The organism is Paenibacillus sp. FSL R5-192 (assembly GCF_000517845.1).
In the GTDB taxonomy this organism is placed as follows: domain Bacteria; phylum Bacillota; class Bacilli; order Paenibacillales; family Paenibacillaceae; genus Paenibacillus; species Paenibacillus amylolyticus.
The window spans coordinates 21,790-39,780 of sequence record NZ_ASPR01000047.1; the positions used below are offsets into that span (position 1 = coordinate 21,790).

General features: G+C 47.6%; 14 protein-coding genes. 10 read left to right on the forward strand and 4 right to left on the reverse strand.

Annotated elements, in window-relative coordinates:
• The first annotated feature begins 11 nt into the window (after nucleotides 1-11).
• From C161_RS22895 to nagZ, 6 genes are all read left to right on the forward strand, one after another.
• Nucleotides 12-935, forward strand: coding sequence for a carbohydrate ABC transporter permease (locus tag C161_RS22895; RefSeq protein WP_017691097.1), 924 nt, complete (start codon nucleotides 12-14; stop codon nucleotides 933-935).
• A gap of 64 nt (nucleotides 936-999) precedes the next feature.
• Complete coding sequence (locus C161_RS22900; protein ID WP_036673012.1) at nucleotides 1,000-1,833, forward strand: carbohydrate ABC transporter permease; 834 nt, start codon at nucleotides 1,000-1,002, stop codon at nucleotides 1,831-1,833.
• 139 nt (nucleotides 1,834-1,972) lie between these two features.
• On the forward strand, nucleotides 1,973-3,082 hold the full coding sequence (locus C161_RS22905; RefSeq protein WP_036673014.1) for an ABC transporter ATP-binding protein: 1,110 nt from the start codon (nucleotides 1,973-1,975) through the stop codon (nucleotides 3,080-3,082).
• Between the two features lie 48 nt (nucleotides 3,083-3,130).
• A complete protein-coding gene (locus C161_RS22910) occupies nucleotides 3,131-3,841 on the forward strand; it encodes a hypothetical protein (RefSeq protein ID WP_036673022.1) in 711 nt (236 codons plus the stop codon).
• On the forward strand, nucleotides 3,841-5,037 hold the full coding sequence (locus C161_RS22915) for an exo-beta-N-acetylmuramidase NamZ family protein (RefSeq protein ID WP_036673023.1): 1,197 nt from the start codon (nucleotides 3,841-3,843) through the stop codon (nucleotides 5,035-5,037). The genes C161_RS22910 and C161_RS22915 overlap by 1 nt, the downstream gene beginning before the upstream one ends.
• A gap of 31 nt (nucleotides 5,038-5,068) precedes the next feature.
• Nucleotides 5,069-6,787 (forward strand): beta-N-acetylhexosaminidase, encoded by a 1,719-nt coding sequence (gene nagZ, locus C161_RS22920; RefSeq protein ID WP_051449895.1) that lies wholly within the window; start codon nucleotides 5,069-5,071, stop codon nucleotides 6,785-6,787.
• A 168-nt stretch (nucleotides 6,788-6,955) separates the two neighbouring features.
• On the opposite strand, the gene C161_RS22925 is transcribed toward nagZ, so the two are convergent.
• On the reverse strand, nucleotides 6,956-8,356 hold the full coding sequence (locus C161_RS22925; RefSeq protein WP_036673027.1) for a serine hydrolase: 1,401 nt from the start codon (nucleotides 8,354-8,356) through the stop codon (nucleotides 6,956-6,958).
• A 266-nt stretch (nucleotides 8,357-8,622) separates the two neighbouring features.
• On the opposite strand from C161_RS22925, the gene C161_RS22930 reads away from it, so the two are divergent.
• From C161_RS22930 to C161_RS32445, 3 genes are all read left to right on the forward strand, one after another.
• Nucleotides 8,623-10,596, forward strand: a complete 1,974-nt coding sequence (locus C161_RS22930; protein ID WP_162163209.1) for a methyl-accepting chemotaxis protein — start codon at nucleotides 8,623-8,625, stop codon at nucleotides 10,594-10,596.
• Between the two features lie 218 nt (nucleotides 10,597-10,814).
• On the forward strand, nucleotides 10,815-12,008 hold the full coding sequence (locus C161_RS22935) for a DUF2087 domain-containing protein (protein ID WP_036673040.1): 1,194 nt from the start codon (nucleotides 10,815-10,817) through the stop codon (nucleotides 12,006-12,008).
• Between the two features lie 98 nt (nucleotides 12,009-12,106).
• A complete protein-coding gene (locus tag C161_RS32445; RefSeq protein WP_176873052.1) occupies nucleotides 12,107-12,280 on the forward strand; it encodes a hypothetical protein in 174 nt (57 codons plus the stop codon).
• A 188-nt stretch (nucleotides 12,281-12,468) separates the two neighbouring features.
• On the opposite strand, the gene C161_RS22945 is transcribed toward C161_RS32445, so the two are convergent.
• Together C161_RS22945 and C161_RS22950 are read right to left on the reverse strand one after the other, a co-directional pair.
• Complete coding sequence (locus C161_RS22945; RefSeq protein WP_036673046.1) at nucleotides 12,469-13,965, reverse strand: monooxygenase; 1,497 nt, start codon at nucleotides 13,963-13,965, stop codon at nucleotides 12,469-12,471.
• Nucleotides 13,966-13,989: 24 nt separating this feature from the next.
• A complete protein-coding gene (locus C161_RS22950; RefSeq protein WP_036673047.1) occupies nucleotides 13,990-14,391 on the reverse strand; it encodes a RidA family protein in 402 nt (133 codons plus the stop codon).
• 287 nt (nucleotides 14,392-14,678) lie between these two features.
• Between C161_RS22950 and C161_RS22955 the strand changes: the two genes are divergently transcribed.
• Nucleotides 14,679-15,158, forward strand: coding sequence for a MarR family transcriptional regulator (locus C161_RS22955; protein WP_235193904.1), 480 nt, complete (start codon nucleotides 14,679-14,681; stop codon nucleotides 15,156-15,158).
• Between the two features lie 475 nt (nucleotides 15,159-15,633).
• On the opposite strand, the gene C161_RS22960 is transcribed toward C161_RS22955, so the two are convergent.
• A complete protein-coding gene (locus C161_RS22960) occupies nucleotides 15,634-17,634 on the reverse strand; it encodes a methyl-accepting chemotaxis protein (RefSeq protein ID WP_036673048.1) in 2,001 nt (666 codons plus the stop codon).
• Nucleotides 17,635-17,991: the final 357 nt, after the last annotated feature.

The window sequence follows — 17,991 nt, forward strand, 5'->3', positions numbered from 1 at the left end:
GAGGATTCGCCATGCAGACCGCCCTTGCGCCAAAACCGTCCGTGCCCCGGACTTCCCGGGTTGCCCGGTTTTGGCGAGACTACGGGTGGGCGTATTTGTTTATTTTGGCGCCTGTCCTGTTGTTTCTCATTTTCACACTGTATCCCGTTCTGACGGCTCTTGTGATGAGCTTCCAGAAATACAATATTATGAACTCAACGTGGGTTGGATTGGATAACTACGAGCGTTTGGTGAAGGATGAGACATTCTGGAAGTCGATTAAAAATACAGTCATCTTCACCGTAGGCACAGTCCCGGTCAATATTCTCATTACATTTGTACTGTCCTATTTCATCTATCAAATGAAAAGCAAATGGCAGACATTTTTCAAAGCTACCATGTATCTGCCTGCGGTAGCCTCCGGGGTGACCATCTCCATTGTATGGCTGGCGATCTTTGACCCGACGGATTCAGGACTGCTTAACCGTTTCCTCGGTCTGTTCGGCCTGGATCCGGTGATCTGGCTGGGCCAGTCGGGAACGGCACTCTTTTCCCTTATTCTGATGAACTGGCTTGGATCGCACGGAGCGGGCATTATTCTGTATCTGGCAGCCATGGGTGGTATTCCGAAATCGCTGTACGAGGCGGCGGATATTGATCATGCCAGCGGCTGGACCCAGTTCAGCAAGATTACATGGCCGCTGCTCAAACCAACGACGCTGTATCTGCTCGTCACGGGTGTCATTACATCCTTCCAGGTGTTTATCTCGGTATATCTGATGACACAGGGTGGACCAAACTTTGCGACAACTACAATCGCTTATCTGATCTATGAGACGGCATTCAAGTTCTATGAATTTGGATTGGCTTCGGCCCAGTCGTTTGTATTGGCGATTATCATCATTGTCATCTCCGTCATACAGTTCAAATATTTCTCCAGCGATATTGAGTATTAGAGGTAGTTCAAAACACGTACGATTAGAGCACGTTGCATTAAGCATCCGGGGGTGAATGAAATCCATGAAATCAACACAGAAAAAGATTCTGCTCGTTGTTGCATCCATTCTGCTGGTAGTCTGGGCGCTGGTGACGGTCATTCCGATGTATTGGATGTTCGTTGGTTCGGTGCAGGATAGCGCGATGTCGGCTTCGTTTAAACCACAGATGATTCCGGAGCAGTTGTCGTTATCACCATATGAGCGCTTTTTTGCCAAAACCGATGCCTGGCGCTGGCTGTACAATTCGCTGCTCATCTCGATCATTCTGACCGTAACAAATGTATTCTTCGCCTCCCTGGCGGGATATGCGTTCGCCAAACTGAAGTTTCCGGGTAGTCAGGCGGTATTCTGGACGTTGCTTGGGACAATGATGATCCCGGCGCAGGTGACACTAATTCCTTTGTACATTCTGATGGTCAACGTGTTTGATCTAGGGGATACGTATACGGCCATTATTCTGCCTGCTGCCGTTAGTGTGGGCAACATTTTCTTGATGAAACAGTTCATGTCTACGCTGCCCACATCGCTGATACATGCAGCACGTATCGATGCATGTAGTGAGTTCGGCATCTTCTGGAAAGTCATTCTGCCGATGGCAAAGCCGGGAATCGCGGTGCTGGCGATATTCACGTTTGTGGCTTCGTGGAACGAATTCTTCTGGCCGTTCCTCATTACCAATTCCAACGAGATGCGTACCATTCAGGTGGGGCTGGCTTCATTCGTATTTGCCGAATCAACGGACTTCGGCGCAATGATGGCAGGGGCAACAATAGGTGCGCTGCCCATGATTATTTTGTTCTTCTCACTGCAACGTTATTTCCTACAAGGCATTACGATCGGTGCAGTAAAAGGTTAATTCCAATATATGTTCAACTAAACATTTACACCATAACAGCGATCGGAAGGTTGTTCTGTCATCGGAGTGCCAGTGTAAGGATTCGTTAGTTGAACTTATATAGTTCAGGACAAGCGACAACGTAAAGGGGGATCTACCTATGGCACGCGTGGAGTTTCGCCAAGTGCGCAAAGAATTCAAAGACGATCATAAAGGAACGTTCACGGCTGTGGCCGGCTCGGACTTTGTTATAGAAGATAAGGAATTCGTAGTGTTTGTGGGTCCTTCGGGCTGTGGCAAGACAACGTCACTGCGGATGATTGCCGGACTTGAAAAGCAAACAAGCGGTGATATTGTGATCGGTGACCGGCTTGTTAACGATCTGCATCCGAAGGATCGCGATATCGCGATGGTGTTTCAGGATTATGCACTCTATCCGCATATGACCATCCGTGAGAATCTTTCCTTTGGCCTGAAAAACCTGAAAAAGCCAAAGTCCTACATTGATGAACAGGTGCAGAATGCGGCCTCCATTCTGGGACTGGAAGCTATGCTGGAGCGCAAACCACGCGAGCTGTCTGGTGGTCAGCGCCAGCGTGTTGCGGTGGGACGGGCGATCGTCCGTGATCCGCAGGTGTTTTTATTCGACGAACCACTGTCCAATCTGGATGCCAAGTTGCGGGTACAGATGCGGGTGGAGTTGGGTGAGCTGCATAAACGTCTCGGTGCCACGATTGTGTACGTGACGCATGATCAGGTAGAAGCCATGACACTTGGGGAACGCATCGTGGTCATGAATCATGGAGATATTCAGCAGGTGGCTTCACCGAAAGAATTGTATGCGAGTCCGCGGAATATGTTTGTTGCCGGATTTATCGGTTCCCCGGCGATGAACTTCATCGATGCCCGGATTGAAGGCACGCAGGTTGTCGTGGACGGTGCATCATTCACCTTGCCAGAAGATCTACTCGCTCGTCTTCAGAGTCATCAAGGCAAGCCGGTGATTATGGGTCTGCGTCCAGAGCATATTTTTGGTGATGATGTCGCTCCGAATATCCCAACAGACCATATGCTGCAGGCACGAGTTCAGGTTGTAGAACATCTGGGCTCCGAGAATTTGGTGTATTTCCATTCCGGTACCCGTACTGTTACGGCCAAGGTTCACCCAGAAACACATGCTTATGTAGGTATGGACAAAAATTTTGTGCTGGACCTACGTAAGGCGCACTTTTTTGATCCAGAGACGGAGCTTGCGATTGGACGTGAGTAAGAGACGATGCCTGGTGAAGAAGGAACGGTGAGAAAGGGGAGAATAAAAATGCGTAAGCTGAGTGAAGTATTGATCAAGTCGGGTGCGGAAATCTATCGGGATATTATTCCGGTGACCTTGTACAGTGTCGTTAGTTCCATTGTATTGGTTCCCATTCTGATGTTTGCTCCGTTGCCGATCGCGGTGCTGCTTCTGGCCTTGATGTATATGCCCATCCTGTTCGGGGTCTGTTATGCCGTGCATCACAGATTGGAACGTAAGGAACGGCGCAATGGACTTAAGGATATCTGGGTCGGAACATTGAAGGGAATAATCCCGGGAGGATCGGTGGGTGTGCTTTTTGCAGTGCTTGGCTTCATTCTATGGTCAACTTGGTGGTATTACGGTGGACAGGGTGGAATTACAGGTACAGCGGTGGGTGTATCCCAGACGTTCTTTGTTCTCATGGCGCTGATGTCACAGTTCTATACCTGGCAGCTTGTTTTACAAAAAAACATGGGCAACGTTCAGGCGATGGGGGAAAGTGTAAAGCTGTTCTTCCGTCACCCGGGGTACACGATGGGCGCTTGTTTTCAGGCCATGTGCCTGACGGCTCTGCTGATGCTGACTGTCGTTGGTTTCGGAGCGCTGTTTGGAGGTATGTTTGCCATTTATCAGCATAAGGTAGCTCTTAATGTACTGGAGCCTGAAGAAGAGCCTGTCGTAACAGGCGGTAATGATCACCAGCATACAGGCTGGATCAGCCAGGGGAATGTGTGATGGGCCAGTTGAATGGGACCGAGCAGATCCCGGTTGTAAAAACGGGAGTTGATCTTCTGTCCAGAGGGTTATCGCATCCATGGATAACGGGTAACCGAATCGGTCTAATTACAAACCCGACTGGTATTACAGCGGATTTTGTATCGACAATAGATGTGTGCGCCGGACTGGCTAATACCGAGCTTACAGCGCTCTATGCCTGTGAGCACGGACTGTATGGAGAGCTTCAGGCGGGTGTCAGATTCGGAGACATGCTTCATCCGCGTCTGGACATTCCGGTGTTCAGCCTGTATGGAGATTACAAGAAAGCTACGCCTGCAATGCTGGCTGGAGTGGATACGGTGCTGTTCGACATTCAGGATGTGGGTATCCGTTATTACACATATGCCTCAACCTTGTTCCATATGATGGATGCCTGTGCTGGAGCAGGCAAACGTATGCTGATTCTGGACCGTCCCAATCCGCTGGGTGGAAACGTTGTGGAAGGCGGTGTGCTGAACGCGGGGTATGAATCACTCGTTGGCGCTTGGCGTGTACCTGTACGTACCGGATTGACGGTAGGTGAACTCGCCCTGATGGTCAACAGCGAGATGGATGTACCTTGCGAATTGGACGTGGTTGCCATGGAAGGATGGCAGCGCTCCATGGAGTTTGCGGATTGTGGGCTTCCCTGGATGTTACCCTCTCCCAATATGCCCACGCTGGATAGTGTGCGGGTATATGCGGGTACATGCCTGCTCGAAGGCACTAATGTATCGGAGGGCAGGGGCACGACCCGCCCATTCGAGTGGATTGGGGCACCCTGGGTTGAGGGTGAACGTTTGGCGGAACGATTTCGGGAATACAAGCTGGAAGGTGTGCATGTGCATCCAGTGTACATGTCCCCAACATTCTCCAAACATGCAGGTGAGCTGTGTGGTGGTGTAAGGATTTTTGTAACGGACAGCAGGAAATTCCGAGCGGTAGAGACAGGGCTAGTGCTTTTGCATGAACTGGTGTCACTCTATCCGGAGCAATTCTGCTGGCTGGAGCCACCAGAGCCGGGTTCAAGGTACTTTATCGACCTGCTGGCAGGGGGGAAGGAAGTCAGGGAAACGATCTATGACCGGGCGGGCTTCGTTCGTTTAATCGAAGAGTGGAATGTACAAGCAGCGGAATGGAAGGAGCGGCGAAAGCCGTTTTTGTTATATGAATGAATGGATGTTTGTTATCGGGGGGAGGCATGAAATGAGTGGGCCAAAAGAGTTATACCATTCGAGGCTGAAACAGATGACCTTGCGTGAGAAAGTCGGGCAAATGCTGCTTTGTGGCTTTCATGGAACCGAAGCTGCTGGCGATGTGGAACCCTTTCTCCGAAAGTATCCCATCGGTGGCGTGATCTATTTTGCGCGCAACGTTGAGTCGCCAGAGCAGGTAGAGCGGTTATCGTTAGGGCTACAACAGATTGCCAAAAGCAGCGGTAATGTGCCGCTCTGGATATCCATTGATCAGGAGGGCGGCATGGTTGCACGAATTACCGAAGGAATCGCCTTGATGCCTGGACCAATGGCCATTGCCGCTGCCGGTTCCATTGACGATGCATATCAGGCGGCATATATCAGTGGGTTGGAGCTGAAGGCCATGGGCATTAACATGAACTTTGCTCCGGTATTGGATGTGAACAATAACGCGGCCAATCCGGTCATCGGAGTGCGATCATTCGGCGAATCTCCACAATCGGTTGCAGAATATGGGGCCAGAACCATTGCGGGAATACAGGACGCTGGAATTGCAGCGACAGCCAAGCACTTCCCGGGGCATGGGGATACGGATACCGATTCCCATCTGGACCTCACGATCATCACTCATGATCGTGAACGGGTAGAGCGCCTGGAGTTGATTCCATTCCGAGCCGCTATCGCCGAAGGTGTCGATGCCATGATGTCGGCGCATATTTATTTCCCTGCACTGGAACCAGAGCGTCTGCCCGTAACGCTATCGAAAACCGTATTAAGCGGTCTGCTTCGCCAGGAACTGGGTTATGAGGGCATGATCGTGACAGATTGCATGGAGATGGATGCTATTGCCGTGAACTATGGCACTGTCGATGCAGCCGTAATGGCGGTAGAGGCCGGGGCAGATCTTGTGTTAATTAGCCATACGGCTAAGCTTCAGGCAGAGGCATTTGAAGCATTGTTAGCAGCTGTGAGGAGTGGGCGGATTAGCGAGAGACGTATTGATGAGTCGGTGAATCGCTTGCTAATGTACAAGACGAAGCGTGGTTTGTTGGAGAGTGGAATGGGCGGTGCAGATGATGATGAAGTGTATGGTGTAGTATCGAATGCATCATTGCTAAAGGCATCAAACGCTCCTGCTCTATCCAGTGGGTCGGAGCGCAACAGTTCATTACACCAAGAGGTTGCCCGCCGTATTAGCGAGAACAGTATCACATTGGTGCGCGATCAGCTGAATATGCTGCCTTTGAAGCCGGAACGCACGCTGGTCATAACGGTTGCCACGTCCGTGACGACAATTGCCGACGAACAGCTGACTCAGACGTTCACCTTGGGCTCAGCCTTATCCATGTATGGTCTGGATGTTGTCGATCTGACCGTCACGCCCGAGGAAGTCGCCATTCGTTCCGCACGTCTGCTTCAGGCAGCGGAAGCAGATGATATTCGGCAGATTGTGGTGGGAACCTACAATGCGGGAAGTCCCTCCGGCGATCCACAGTGCAGGCTGATTGGTTGGATACAGCAATTGGGCAAACCACTGGCTGTTGTGGCATTGCGAAGCCCCTATGATCTGCTGGCGCTTCCGGATGCCCAGGTCTATGTAGCGGCTTACGAGAGCCGGCCACTTGCCGTGGATAGCGTCGCTCAGGCGCTGATGGGATGTATTCCTTTTGCGGGGAAACTTCCTGTAACATTAAAGCAGACAGATGATGAAAGAGCGGATGTCTCCTAGGCAGTAATAAGAATATGAGTAAATCTACCTTTTGCAGGATGGAGAAGAGATGGATTGTGGGTTGAGCGAAACGGAAGTGTGAGTCGTTAAAATGAGAACATATACAACACAAAGAGACGATCCTTTAAAGGACCGTCTCTTTGCTCATTATAAGCTATTAATTATAGATTATTGCAATTGCAGTGCTTTGGCTGTCTGTGCCTCAACTTCATCCAAAAGTGAAGTCATGTCCATACCTGCGTGGTTGCCAAGCAGGATAATGGTGATATCATCGGACAGATTACGTGAAAAGGCTGTGGCAAACCCGCCACCACTACCGTTGTGGAAGACGGTACGGTTTGCGCCATTCTCTTTGAGAATCCAGGCGTAGCCATAGTTTTTATCAGAATAAGGCTCATACATCTGTTCAATCGTATCCTGGCTTAGAATCTTGTCCGTATACAGCGCACGATCCCATTTCAGCATATCGTCCACCGTGGAATAGATGGTTCCTGATCCGGATTGAGACACATAGTAAGGTGCAGTTACCCATGCGTTATCTTCTTGAACAAAACCACTAATCGTGTGCACTTTACGGGAGGCCTCTCCCGAATTCTTCATACCAAGTGGTTTCAGTATCGTCTGCTGCACGTAATCGGCATAACTCATGCCAGATACCTGTTCAACGACGTATGCAAGTAAAACATACCCGCTGTTGCTGTACAGATAGGCACTTCCTGGTTCAAACTTCAGCGTTTTGTGGCGAATCTCCTCTACAGTCTCTTCCATAGAAGTTCCTTCACCCCGACCAAATGCAGATGGCAGACCTGAAGTCTGGGATAACAGCATATGCAGCGTGATCTGATCTCCCTTTGGTATACCGGAGATATACTTGGAGATTGGATCTTGCACATTAATCTTACCATCCTCAACCAGACTCAGAATGGACGCGGCCGTGAAGGATTTGCTCAGCGATGCGATTCGAGTCTTCTGATCCGGGCGGTTCAGCGTCTGTTCATCGGCAAGTCCGTAGCCTTGCTTTAGAAGTACTTCGCCATCGCGGGCGATCAGAGCCATACCTGGATAGTTGATCTCGCGCAGATACGTATCAACGCTGGCAACCTCGCTGTTCAGCAGGCTGACTTGATCAGTGACCATACTTACACTCATCTGCCCCGTGGCTGTGCGTTGGACCTTGATGTCTGCTTTGATTGCATTAGCCATGGCCCGGACAGGTACCATCAACGTACCGTTAACGGTACGTGAATTCACACCTGTAGCTAGATCGACCTTGTTTACTTTAATGGAATTGCTGCCAGCCTGATGGATCAGCTTGTCTCTGCCAACGGTAATGGTAGCCGTCTTGGTGCGATTATCCCATTTCAACGTGCCTTTAACCGATGTGACCACATCCCGCAGTGGAACAAACGTTGAACCTTTGATGATAAGTGGTGCGTTCTTCCAGGATTGTTGCTCACCATTCACTTCAATGTGAACTGCTTGCGTCGCCTGCGCTGCGGATGCCGTAATACCAGCCTGTCCCAGAATCGGGCCTGCGCACAGGATGAGCGCTAACAGAATGCGGAACATGGATGAATAGACCGTGGAAATACGTTGCCTTTCATGTGACTTGCGTAAGATTTGAATCCTCTCCTTCCAATCGTTTCATGAATAGCCAGCTTATGAGCATTGTAAACGATCTCGCTAAGGGGGTCAAAACGAATAGAAGGATTAGGTGAATCCATCTAAACTGACCGAAAAGATTAAATTTATTCTAATTTAGTATCTATACATAATATTTTTACAGCGATTGTCCGATAAAAGGATGGGTGAAGATTATGATGGGGGATAGTTATATGAAGAAAAGGATTCGAAATTGGTTTACTTTAACCGTAAAAAAACGCCTGATCGCTGCATTGCTCCTGTTCCTGATTGTACCGAGCATTACTGTTGGTTGGTTGTCTTATCAAAAAGCTGCTGACCAGGTTAAGCTGGAAATTATTCGTTCCGCACAAGCCAAAACAGAAATGCTTAGTCTGCAGATAAATCAAATGCTGGATATGGAGAAGGATAACGCAGCGCAGATGGCTGCGGGTATTACTTCAAACGATATTATTAATAAATCCCCTGCACTTCAAAGGCAGCTGGATCGGATGTCTCAGAATCATAAGGAACTGGGTGTACTCACCGCAGGTGCGGAAGATGGCAGCTGGATGAAATCTCCTGATTCCGGGGAACAGAATTATGATCCGCGTGAACGTTCATGGTATACGATGGGCATGTCTCAGGACGAACCTGTAATCTCGGATACATTCCAGTCTTCCACGACAGGTGAATGGGTTGTAGCGGTTGCCGCCAAGCTGGCCGATGGCAAAGGGGTATTCGGGGCCAATGTCAGTCTCAATCATCTGAAAGAATCCGTTGATCAGATACGTATTGGTAAAGAAGGCAAACTGTACATGCTGGATAACGGGGGTAAATTCCTGTTCCACTACAATATTGAATCCGGTACACAGTCGGATGAAAGCTACATTAATGAGATGTATACGAAGGAAAGTGGAACGGTGAAGTATACATATGATGGTCACGAAGTGGAAGCTGTGTATTTCACCAATCCGGTGACAGGTTGGAAAATTGTTGGCGAGATGGTTCCTTCCGAAGCAAGTGAAGCCGTAATGCCTATTTTGATCCGTGCAATTACAATTGTGGCATCTGCATTGGTTATCGGGTTGATTCTGCTTATATTCATTATCCGCAGTATTCACCGGCCATTGCTGCAATTAACGCAGGCAGCATCCAAAGTAAGCGCCGGGGATCTCACCGTTCGGGTTGGTTTGCAGCGCAAGGATGAGTTCGGACAGCTTGGAGATAGCTTTGATACGATGACGACTTCCCTGCGTAGTGTGCTTGGAGAGGTGCATGATACGTCCAGCCAGTTGGCAGCATCTTCTGAAGAGCTAATGGCAAGTTCCGAGCAGACATCCAAAGCCACAGAACAAGTGGCTGAACTGATGCAGGATGCAGCTGCGGGAACGACTTTGCAGAACAATAGTCTTGCTGCTACAGGTCAACTCGTGGGCGAAATGTCCATTGGAGTCAAAGAGATCTCATCAAGTGCTGAAGACACCGCTCGTATCGCTCTGGATGCATCCACTAAGTCGGAAGCAGGTATGGTTACAGTAGAAGAAGCGGTTACCCATATTCAGCAGGTGAATGATGAGAGCAAAGCCATGTCTGTGGTCATTGAGGATCTGCGCGCGAAAAATGAAGAGATCCTTGTGATTGTGGCCGAGATTACGGCCATTGCCAAGCAGACGAACATTCTTGCATTGAATGCATCCATTGAAGCTTCAAGAGCTGGCGAGCAAGGGCGCGGATTCGCGGTTGTAGCCAACGAAGTGAAGACACTGGCTCACAGTTCAGGCGCTTCAGCCGAGCGGATTAATGAGCTTATGCATGAGATGCAGGAGAAAACCAATGCGGTGCAATCCACTTTTGCCCGTACGGGAGAAGGTATGGTGAAGAGTTCGCAGATGGTTACAGAAGCAGGCGAAGCATTCAATAACATTCGTACTGCGGTACAGTTGGTGGCTGCACAAGCTGGAGAAGTATCCACGGCTTCCCGTCAAATTGATGGGGGCATGAGTCATATCAACAAGGCAGTAAGTGATACAATGGTTCTGTCGGACAGAATTGCCTCTGGAACGGAAGATGGATCAGCGGCGGCTCAAGAGCAGTTGGCTACAATGGAAGAGGTTGCAGCTTCTTCGGCAGCATTGTCACGTATGGCTGAAGATCTGCAAAGCATGATTGAACGGTTTAAGTTGTAACAGAGATTGAAATGAGACTGCAGGGTTGCGACCCTGCAGTCTTTTTTCTGTTGAACAAGGGGCATCCGTTATGTCTTTAAACACAGCATTCTTTTCCGTTATATTGACATATAACAAACAAAAATATATTATATCTATAAATAAACAAACATAATTATAAAATATTTGATTAATATACGGTTGGAATGACCATAACAATGATAAAAAGGAGCTTTTACATGAAATCATCGGAATCCTGGTTGCAAACAGCTTCATTGGAAGAGATCAAGCGTGGTTATATGGAGGACGGTTCCTCCTATATATGTGTCTGCTGCGGATACAGGACGGAAGCGGGGATTATCTATCCTGAAGATGGAGTGCTCTATGAGGCAGCCCGTTATATGCGAGTGCACATTGAGAAGGTTCATGGATCGGTATTTGAATATTTGCTGGAGCTGGATAAAAGCGTAACCGGATTGTCTGATGTCCAGCGGGGCTTGTTGTCACAATTCTATGAAGGCAAGAAGGATGCTGAAGTACAGAAGACCCTTGGCATCGGGAGTGCTTCCACGATCCGGAATCATCGGTTTGTATTAAAGGAGAAGGAACGGCAGGCCAAGATATTTCTGGCATTAATGGAGCTTCTCAAGAGTAAAGATACCCAAGCCCCGGCTGAATGGGTGTCGCCGGTAACAAGACATGGGCATACGATCCATCCGGACTCATTTGATATTACAGAACAGGATCGGGAGAAGGTGCTGAACAAGTATTTTCCAGAGGGTACCGGCGGTCCGCTGACGACGTTTCAAATGCAGCAAAAGCATAAATATATCGTGCTCAACGAAATTGCCAAACGATTCGAGACAGAGCGCAAATATTCCGAGAAACAGGTCAATGAGCTGCTGAAGGAAGTTCATGATGATTACGTGGAAATACGGAGGTATCTCGTCGACTATGGTTTGCTGGAACGTGAGCCAGACGGCAGTCAGTATTGGCTGGGAAGCCACGCAGATCAACAGAGCGCCGAAGTTGGAAAACCGGAGCGCAAAGAAAAGGGGGAGCAGGAGAAGATGAATCGTCGCAAAGAATTGCAGGAACAGGCCAAAGAAGTTAAAACGGAAGCGGGCGTCTACCAGATTCGGAATGAACGTAACGGCAAAGTTTATATCGACAGCACACTTAACCTGAAAACCATTAACGGACAACGGTTTATGTTACAGATGGGTAGCCATCTGAATCGAAGATTGCAGGCTGAATGGAATGAATATGGAGAGAATGCGTTTGTGATCGAGGTGCTGGAGACATTGAAGCAAGACGATAACCCGTATTACGATCCCAAAGATGCACTCGCCAAATGTCTGAATCGCTGGTTTGAACAGTTAGAGCCCTACGGAGATCAAGGATATCACGGAGATAAAAAGCCATCGGTTTAACCCGTTATTCCGGACCAAACCCCTCTTATTCAAGCGAATGCATAGAATTGCTTAATTTTCTCAGGCTTCAGGGATCATCATGAGTTCGAATAATTCTATTGTGCAGTTGGGCAGCTGTAGAGGCTGTAATCGGAGGTATTGTTGTAGAAAGCATCTCGCTAGCATCCGTTGGTTTGCTTGGTGGAGCTTTGGTTGCCATTGGACTGATCCCGGCTATTATTTCATTGTCCCTGCGTCGCCGATCTGCAGCTGCGGAACGAAATGGAGCGTAAAGTACCTTCTTTCTCAGAAATGAAAATACCGCCTGAGCGTTGTTGAATAACGCTTGAGCGGTATTTTCATACTCATGGAGAACATTGCATTGCGTTTTTTTAAGTGCAGCATACCGTGATAGTTCATTCAGACGCCCCAAATACAAGTTCACCCTATGGGAAGTCAGTTGTGCACCTCGAACGAATGACTACACGGTAATGTCTCCGCACCAGCGAGTGATTCCTTCATTTATGGTTTGCATTGGATTTGGATCGGATAGAAGAATCGCCCAGGCAATATGCCCATCCGGCCGAATAAGCGCCGTGTGGACGTCGTTCCAATCCGCGTCAGCCTCAGCCAAAGAGGCATGTACAACTTGAAGGTTGTTATACGATTCCCATTGACCGCTATTCTGTTCATTAGAATGGAAATGCAGCAGAAGAAAAGTACCTTTGTGTAGTAACGGATAGGCGTTGATCAATTGCCCGTCTTTCAGCTTTAAGCTTAGATCCTTAAAACGTTTCCCATTTAAAGGATGGGGAGGTGCTTCGGCGTCTGGAGCATAATGTACATCCATTGCGGAAACTTGTGCGGCGATTTGATAATTTGCCTCCGGTATTTGAATCAGTTTAGCTAACATGCTTCGAAGTTCCGTGATAGGGGGAGTCACGTCCAGAAGCAAGGTTTGGACCTCGGTATTCCGGAGCAAGGCCGTATTCCATGGAAAGCGTTCGGCATGATAACTGTTCAATAGCCAGTCCGGAGCCCAGCCTTTGATTGCTCCTGCAAGCTTCCAGCCTAAGTTCATCGCTTCTTGTAAGCCAACGTTCATTCCCTGTCCACCAGCGGGAAAATGAATGTGCGCCGAATCTCCCGCCAAGAACAATCGACCATTCCGATATCGTCCCGCTTGCCGCGTCGCATTTCCGAAACGGGACATCCATTTCACATCGTTCAATCCCAGGTCGCTTCCGGTCGTACGGATGAGCGATGAACGAAACTCTTCCAATGTAACGGGCTCATCCTTAGAGATGTTACTTCTCTCCATATCGATCATCAAGACCCGATACATATGATCATTGATCGGCATGATGCTGACCAATCCTTTTTCTGTAATCCGGGATATGACACTCATAGGAGCCAAATCAGATAGAATGGCATCCCCCAGAATTGCCGTGAAGGTCGCATCTGTACCTTCAAATGATATATTTGCATGCTTGCGAACCAAACTTCTGGCTCCGTCTGTACCTACCACATAAGCTGATCTTAACGTTGTTTCTCCATGAGGTCCTGCGATCTTAACGTCAACCCCATCCTCATCCTGGTGTACAGATAGAGCCTCAACCTCTCTCCAGACCTCTGCGCCAAGGCTAAGCGCCCATTCCTCCAACACCTTCTCCGTCTCACTCTGCGGTAAAAATAGAGTGTGATTGGAAGAAGAATCCAAAACGGTGAAATCCAAAGGAGTTTCTAATCCGGCGAAATGTCCTCTCGAAAGTAAGCGGCCTTGACTGATTAATTGTGATTTCACTCCACGCATATCTAATATTTCAAGAGTTCGAGGATGTACGGTAAGCGCGCGTGAATAAGGGGTTGTCTCTTTTAATCGCTCAATGACGCAGACCTTTACACCGGCTAATGCCATTTCCCCAGCCAGCATCATGCCGACAGGTCCGCCACCAATCAGGATGACTTCATATTTCATATCAAAACCCTCTTTTCTTATACATTATGGGAAAATCACGATAGCGTCTATTTCGATAAGCCATTCAGGATCGGCTAGTGCTTGAACGCCTATATACGTACTTGCTGTCTTCGGCCAGTTAGGGCCAAACACATGAAATCCTGCCTCAAAAATAATCGAAATCAATTCCGGGTTGTGGTTTACAACAAAAATATTCATTTTTACAATGTACAAGGGATCCGCTCGCACGGCTTCCAATGCATACTTAAGGTTGGTGAACACTTGAATCGCTTGCGCGTAATAGTCCCCTGAACCGACCAATAATCCTGTTTCATCTACAGAAACCTGACCTGAGATGAAAGCCAATTTGGAGGCAGTAGTCACCACGACATGAGAAATTACAGATTTAACCTTATCCGTCAAGGTCTTCGGATTTACGACTTCCATAGGCAGGTATGCTCCATTTCCATATTTTATAAATTTCCTCTTGAAAAGTGGACAAGTATTTCCGTCAAACCTCCTTCATTAATTATTGTTTCGTTAGAACCTTTTTTATTGCCTGTTAAAACAAGTGAAACTAAAATTATATATAATTTTAGTTTCATACGAAACAATATAACTTTACTTGGTTTCTATTTACCATGTCAACCCTAATCCCAATATGGGTATGCCCATATGTTTCTCAGAGAACAATCTATGATATAATAAAACAAATAAGTCGAGGAGCCAGCATAATGATGGATACTGCCAGTAAAAACAAAACGGCCATTCATGAATTTTTCGTTCAGTTTCTTGAGCAAAAAGAGCAATATGAAACCCGAATAACTGCCTCATACCTGGAGGATATCCGGAAGCATATTGAATCAGAATTCAGCTTGAATATGACGGAACTGCACACCATTGCGTGCATCGGAGAGCAGGAGCCGATCAATCTCACTTCCATCGCGGAGAGAATCAATTTAAGTAAAGGAAATACCTCCAAGATCGCAAATAAATTACTAAAGGCAGGTTGGGTGCGAAAATCCCAGTTCAACGACAACAAAAAGGAAGTGTATTTTCGGCTAACGCCTATCGGCAAAAAGCTATTTGCTGCTCATGATGAGCTTCATACGAAGGAAAAGCAAAGAATGTACGAATTTTTGGAAAGATATAACGAAAGCGAGCTCGAATTTATTAAACGGCTGTTTGGAGATATGGTGGACTTCTATCGGTAACGTACCCAATAAATTGTTGTACATAGGTTAGACATCAATAACAATTGGGGATACAGTTCAAGTGGGAGGCTGCTTATAATTAATTCATCGGGCGGTCTATTAAAGTGAAGAACTGACAGAAAACAAGACATGCACAAAGTATGCAGAAAACAAAGGAACCGAGGGCAAGAATATTACGCGCTTAACCTCGTCCGCAAAATGCAATATTTTAGCCAAGTATTGATCTCAAGTTGAAACACGTTGGTGAACACATCGATGATGCTCATCAGGAAGAAGAAGAGTCCTTCGCCTTCGATCCAGCCATATTTCACGTCCTATCATTACCAAAATCCCCTCTGCCAACGTGATGGCAAAGGGGATTTTGATGTTACAGACTATTTATTAAATAAGTTGGACTAATCTTCTGTACGATAACAGCGATTGGAAGGTTATTCTGTCATCGTAGTGTTAGTGTAAACAATCTTTAGTTCAACGACTACAGCTTGAATTGTTCAACCAGCTTCTGCAGCTTATGAGCCAGATGGGCAAGGGAATCAGCAGAAGATGATATCTCCTGCATGGAAGCCACTTGCTCCTCCGTAGCAGCAGAGATGTTCTCCGTTCCATCGGCATTGGTTTCCGATATGGCGTGGATCTGATCAATGGATTGCACCACTTCGGCTGTACTTGCAGACATCTGTTGTGAGGCGGCTGCAATGTTCTCGAGCTGATGATTGACGACCCCAACAGCCTCACTAATCTGGGCAAAAGCTTCATCTGCAAACTGAACGGCACGAATGCCGTTGCTTACATCCTGTTGCCCGATCTGTACATTGTGATTGGCCATTGAAATCTCCTGTTGAATCGCTCCGACCATCTCTACAATCTTCTGGCCGGACAGGCTCGATTGTTCCGCCAGCTTGCGGACTTCGCTGGCAACAACGGAGAAGCCGCGTCCATGCTCACCTGCACGTGCTGCTTCAATAGAAGCATTGAGAGCAAGCAAATTGGTTTGTGTAGCGATATCTGTAATGACAGATACCATCTCACCAATGGATGTGGAATGCTGTCCAAGTCGTCCAGCAGTATCTGCCATACCTTGCACAAAGCGACTGACGGAACTCATCTCGGATACGGCCGTCTGCATGGTTGCATTCCCTTTATCCGCGAGCTCACTTGCTTGCATGGCAGCTTCGGATACTTGCTGTGTGCTGTTCGTTACCTGTCCCACACCTCCAGCAAGTTCATTCATCTGCAGTGCCGTATGTTTCAGGTTGCTTGTTTGTTTCTCAAGTCCAGCTGCGGATTCTTCCGTGATCAGGGCGACTTGCTCTGTTGCTTTGGTTGTCTCCGATGAGTTGACTGCCAATTGTGTGGATGAGGCGGTTAACTCGTCAGCTGTGTGTCGCACGTCCTGGATAACGGTTCGCAAGGATTCGCTCATCTTATTGAAGCTGGTGCTCAGCTTGCCGAATTCATCCTGTCCCAATACAGCAACCTCGATGGTCAGATTACCATTACTAATTTCGTCAGATGCCTTCACCAAGCGGTTCAGTGGTTTGGTGATTGATTGCACAATCCAGAAAATAATGATGGAGCTTACCGCAATTGCAATCGCGACAACAATAAGTGTGGTATATAGGATCGGACGGACAGAAGCCGTCACTTCCCCACTGTCAATGACACCAACCACGGTCCAGCCCGTCGTTTCATTGGTGGAGAAAAAGGCGTGTTCCTGGTTTCCATTTAGTGTATAGGTCAGACTTCCGTTTTTCTGTGCAAAAATATCTTTATAGGGTGCCATGGTTCCTTCGGTCCCCGGTTTTTCGGTAGGATGTACAATGATTTTATTGGCATTATCAATGATATAGATATAACCCTTCTCGCCAATCTTCGTGGAGTTAACCGTCTTCGAGAGGGCTTCAAGCGACAGGCTGACAGAGACGACACCATGGCCATCCGCTGAGGTCTGAGCTACTGAAGCAACAACATTGCCGGTATTGCTTGATAAGTAGGGGGTGATTACGGTAGGGACATCTTTGTTCTGCGTAGCAGCCTGATACCACGGGCGTTCGCGCGGGTCATATCCTTCTTTGTTCACCGCAGTTACAGGGGAGTTAATATACACGCCCTGATCGGTACCGATGGAGGCAAGTTCTACGTCATCATGCGTTTCCTTGTACGCGTCGAGCAAGGTACGGATGGTATCTGTTTCGTCACCCTGATTGGGTCCGACATTGCCTGCATCCAGCTGACTTGCCAGGAAATCAACATTTTTGCGTGTTGCACCAATGATCTGGTCAATAGTTTGGTTGAGCACAGTAACACTGCTGATCGCGTTCTCATACATTTTCTCTTCAACCTTGGCATCAGCTGTTTGGAACGAGATAATGCCCAGACTAATGGTTGGAATGAGCAATACAATGGCAAATGACAAAATCAGTTTCTCTCTCATCTGCATTGTTCTTTTGACCCCTTGTTTACGAATTTTTTTCATACACATTCCCCCTCTGTGTAACCCATCCCCATGTCTAGTGGACAAGCCCATCTGGTAAAAGATATTTCATTCCATCCTTTCCAGAAGTTTCTGGTGCTATCGTATGACAAATTTCGCGTTTATTCAACATAATTTATGAGTTTCGCGAAAATATTTTTCGGTTTTGTAGGTATTTAGGATTACATCTGTTCTATAAAAAGTAATCTGTCTCTCCCTTAGTGCACATCTTGTGGTATATTTCTGAATTAATGTGAAGTGAATTCTGCAAAATGTGAAATCCATAAGACATGTAACTGGTCATGTTGAATACACAAAGAAGTTGTTTTCATGAAGAGTGGACCTTGATGGATCTACATC

Excerpts from the sequence above, each read along its gene's own strand:
- C161_RS22955 (WP_235193904.1), top strand. The coding sequence starts at position 14,679 with ATGATGGATACTGCCAGTAAAAACAAAACGGCCATTCATGAATTTTTC.
- C161_RS22900 (WP_036673012.1), top strand. The coding sequence starts at position 1,000 with ATGAAATCAACACAGAAAAAGATTCTGCTCGTTGTTGCATCCATTCTG.
- C161_RS22950 (WP_036673047.1), bottom strand. The coding sequence starts at position 14,391 with ATGGAAGTCGTAAATCCGAAGACCTTGACGGATAAGGTTAAATCTGTA.
- C161_RS22910 (WP_036673022.1), top strand. The coding sequence starts at position 3,131 with ATGCGTAAGCTGAGTGAAGTATTGATCAAGTCGGGTGCGGAAATCTAT.
- C161_RS22895 (WP_017691097.1), top strand. The coding sequence starts at position 12 with ATGCAGACCGCCCTTGCGCCAAAACCGTCCGTGCCCCGGACTTCCCGG.
- C161_RS22925 (WP_036673027.1), bottom strand. The coding sequence starts at position 8,356 with ATGTTCCGCATTCTGTTAGCGCTCATCCTGTGCGCAGGCCCGATTCTG.
- nagZ (WP_051449895.1), top strand. The coding sequence starts at position 5,069 with ATGAGTGGGCCAAAAGAGTTATACCATTCGAGGCTGAAACAGATGACC.
- C161_RS22960 (WP_036673048.1), bottom strand. The coding sequence starts at position 17,634 with ATGAAAAAAATTCGTAAACAAGGGGTCAAAAGAACAATGCAGATGAGA.
- C161_RS22905 (WP_036673014.1), top strand. The coding sequence starts at position 1,973 with ATGGCACGCGTGGAGTTTCGCCAAGTGCGCAAAGAATTCAAAGACGAT.
- C161_RS22935 (WP_036673040.1), top strand. The coding sequence starts at position 10,815 with ATGAAATCATCGGAATCCTGGTTGCAAACAGCTTCATTGGAAGAGATC.
- C161_RS22930 (WP_162163209.1), top strand. The coding sequence starts at position 8,623 with ATGAAGAAAAGGATTCGAAATTGGTTTACTTTAACCGTAAAAAAACGC.
- C161_RS22945 (WP_036673046.1), bottom strand. The coding sequence starts at position 13,965 with ATGAAATATGAAGTCATCCTGATTGGTGGCGGACCTGTCGGCATGATG.
- C161_RS22915 (WP_036673023.1), top strand. The coding sequence starts at position 3,841 with ATGGGCCAGTTGAATGGGACCGAGCAGATCCCGGTTGTAAAAACGGGA.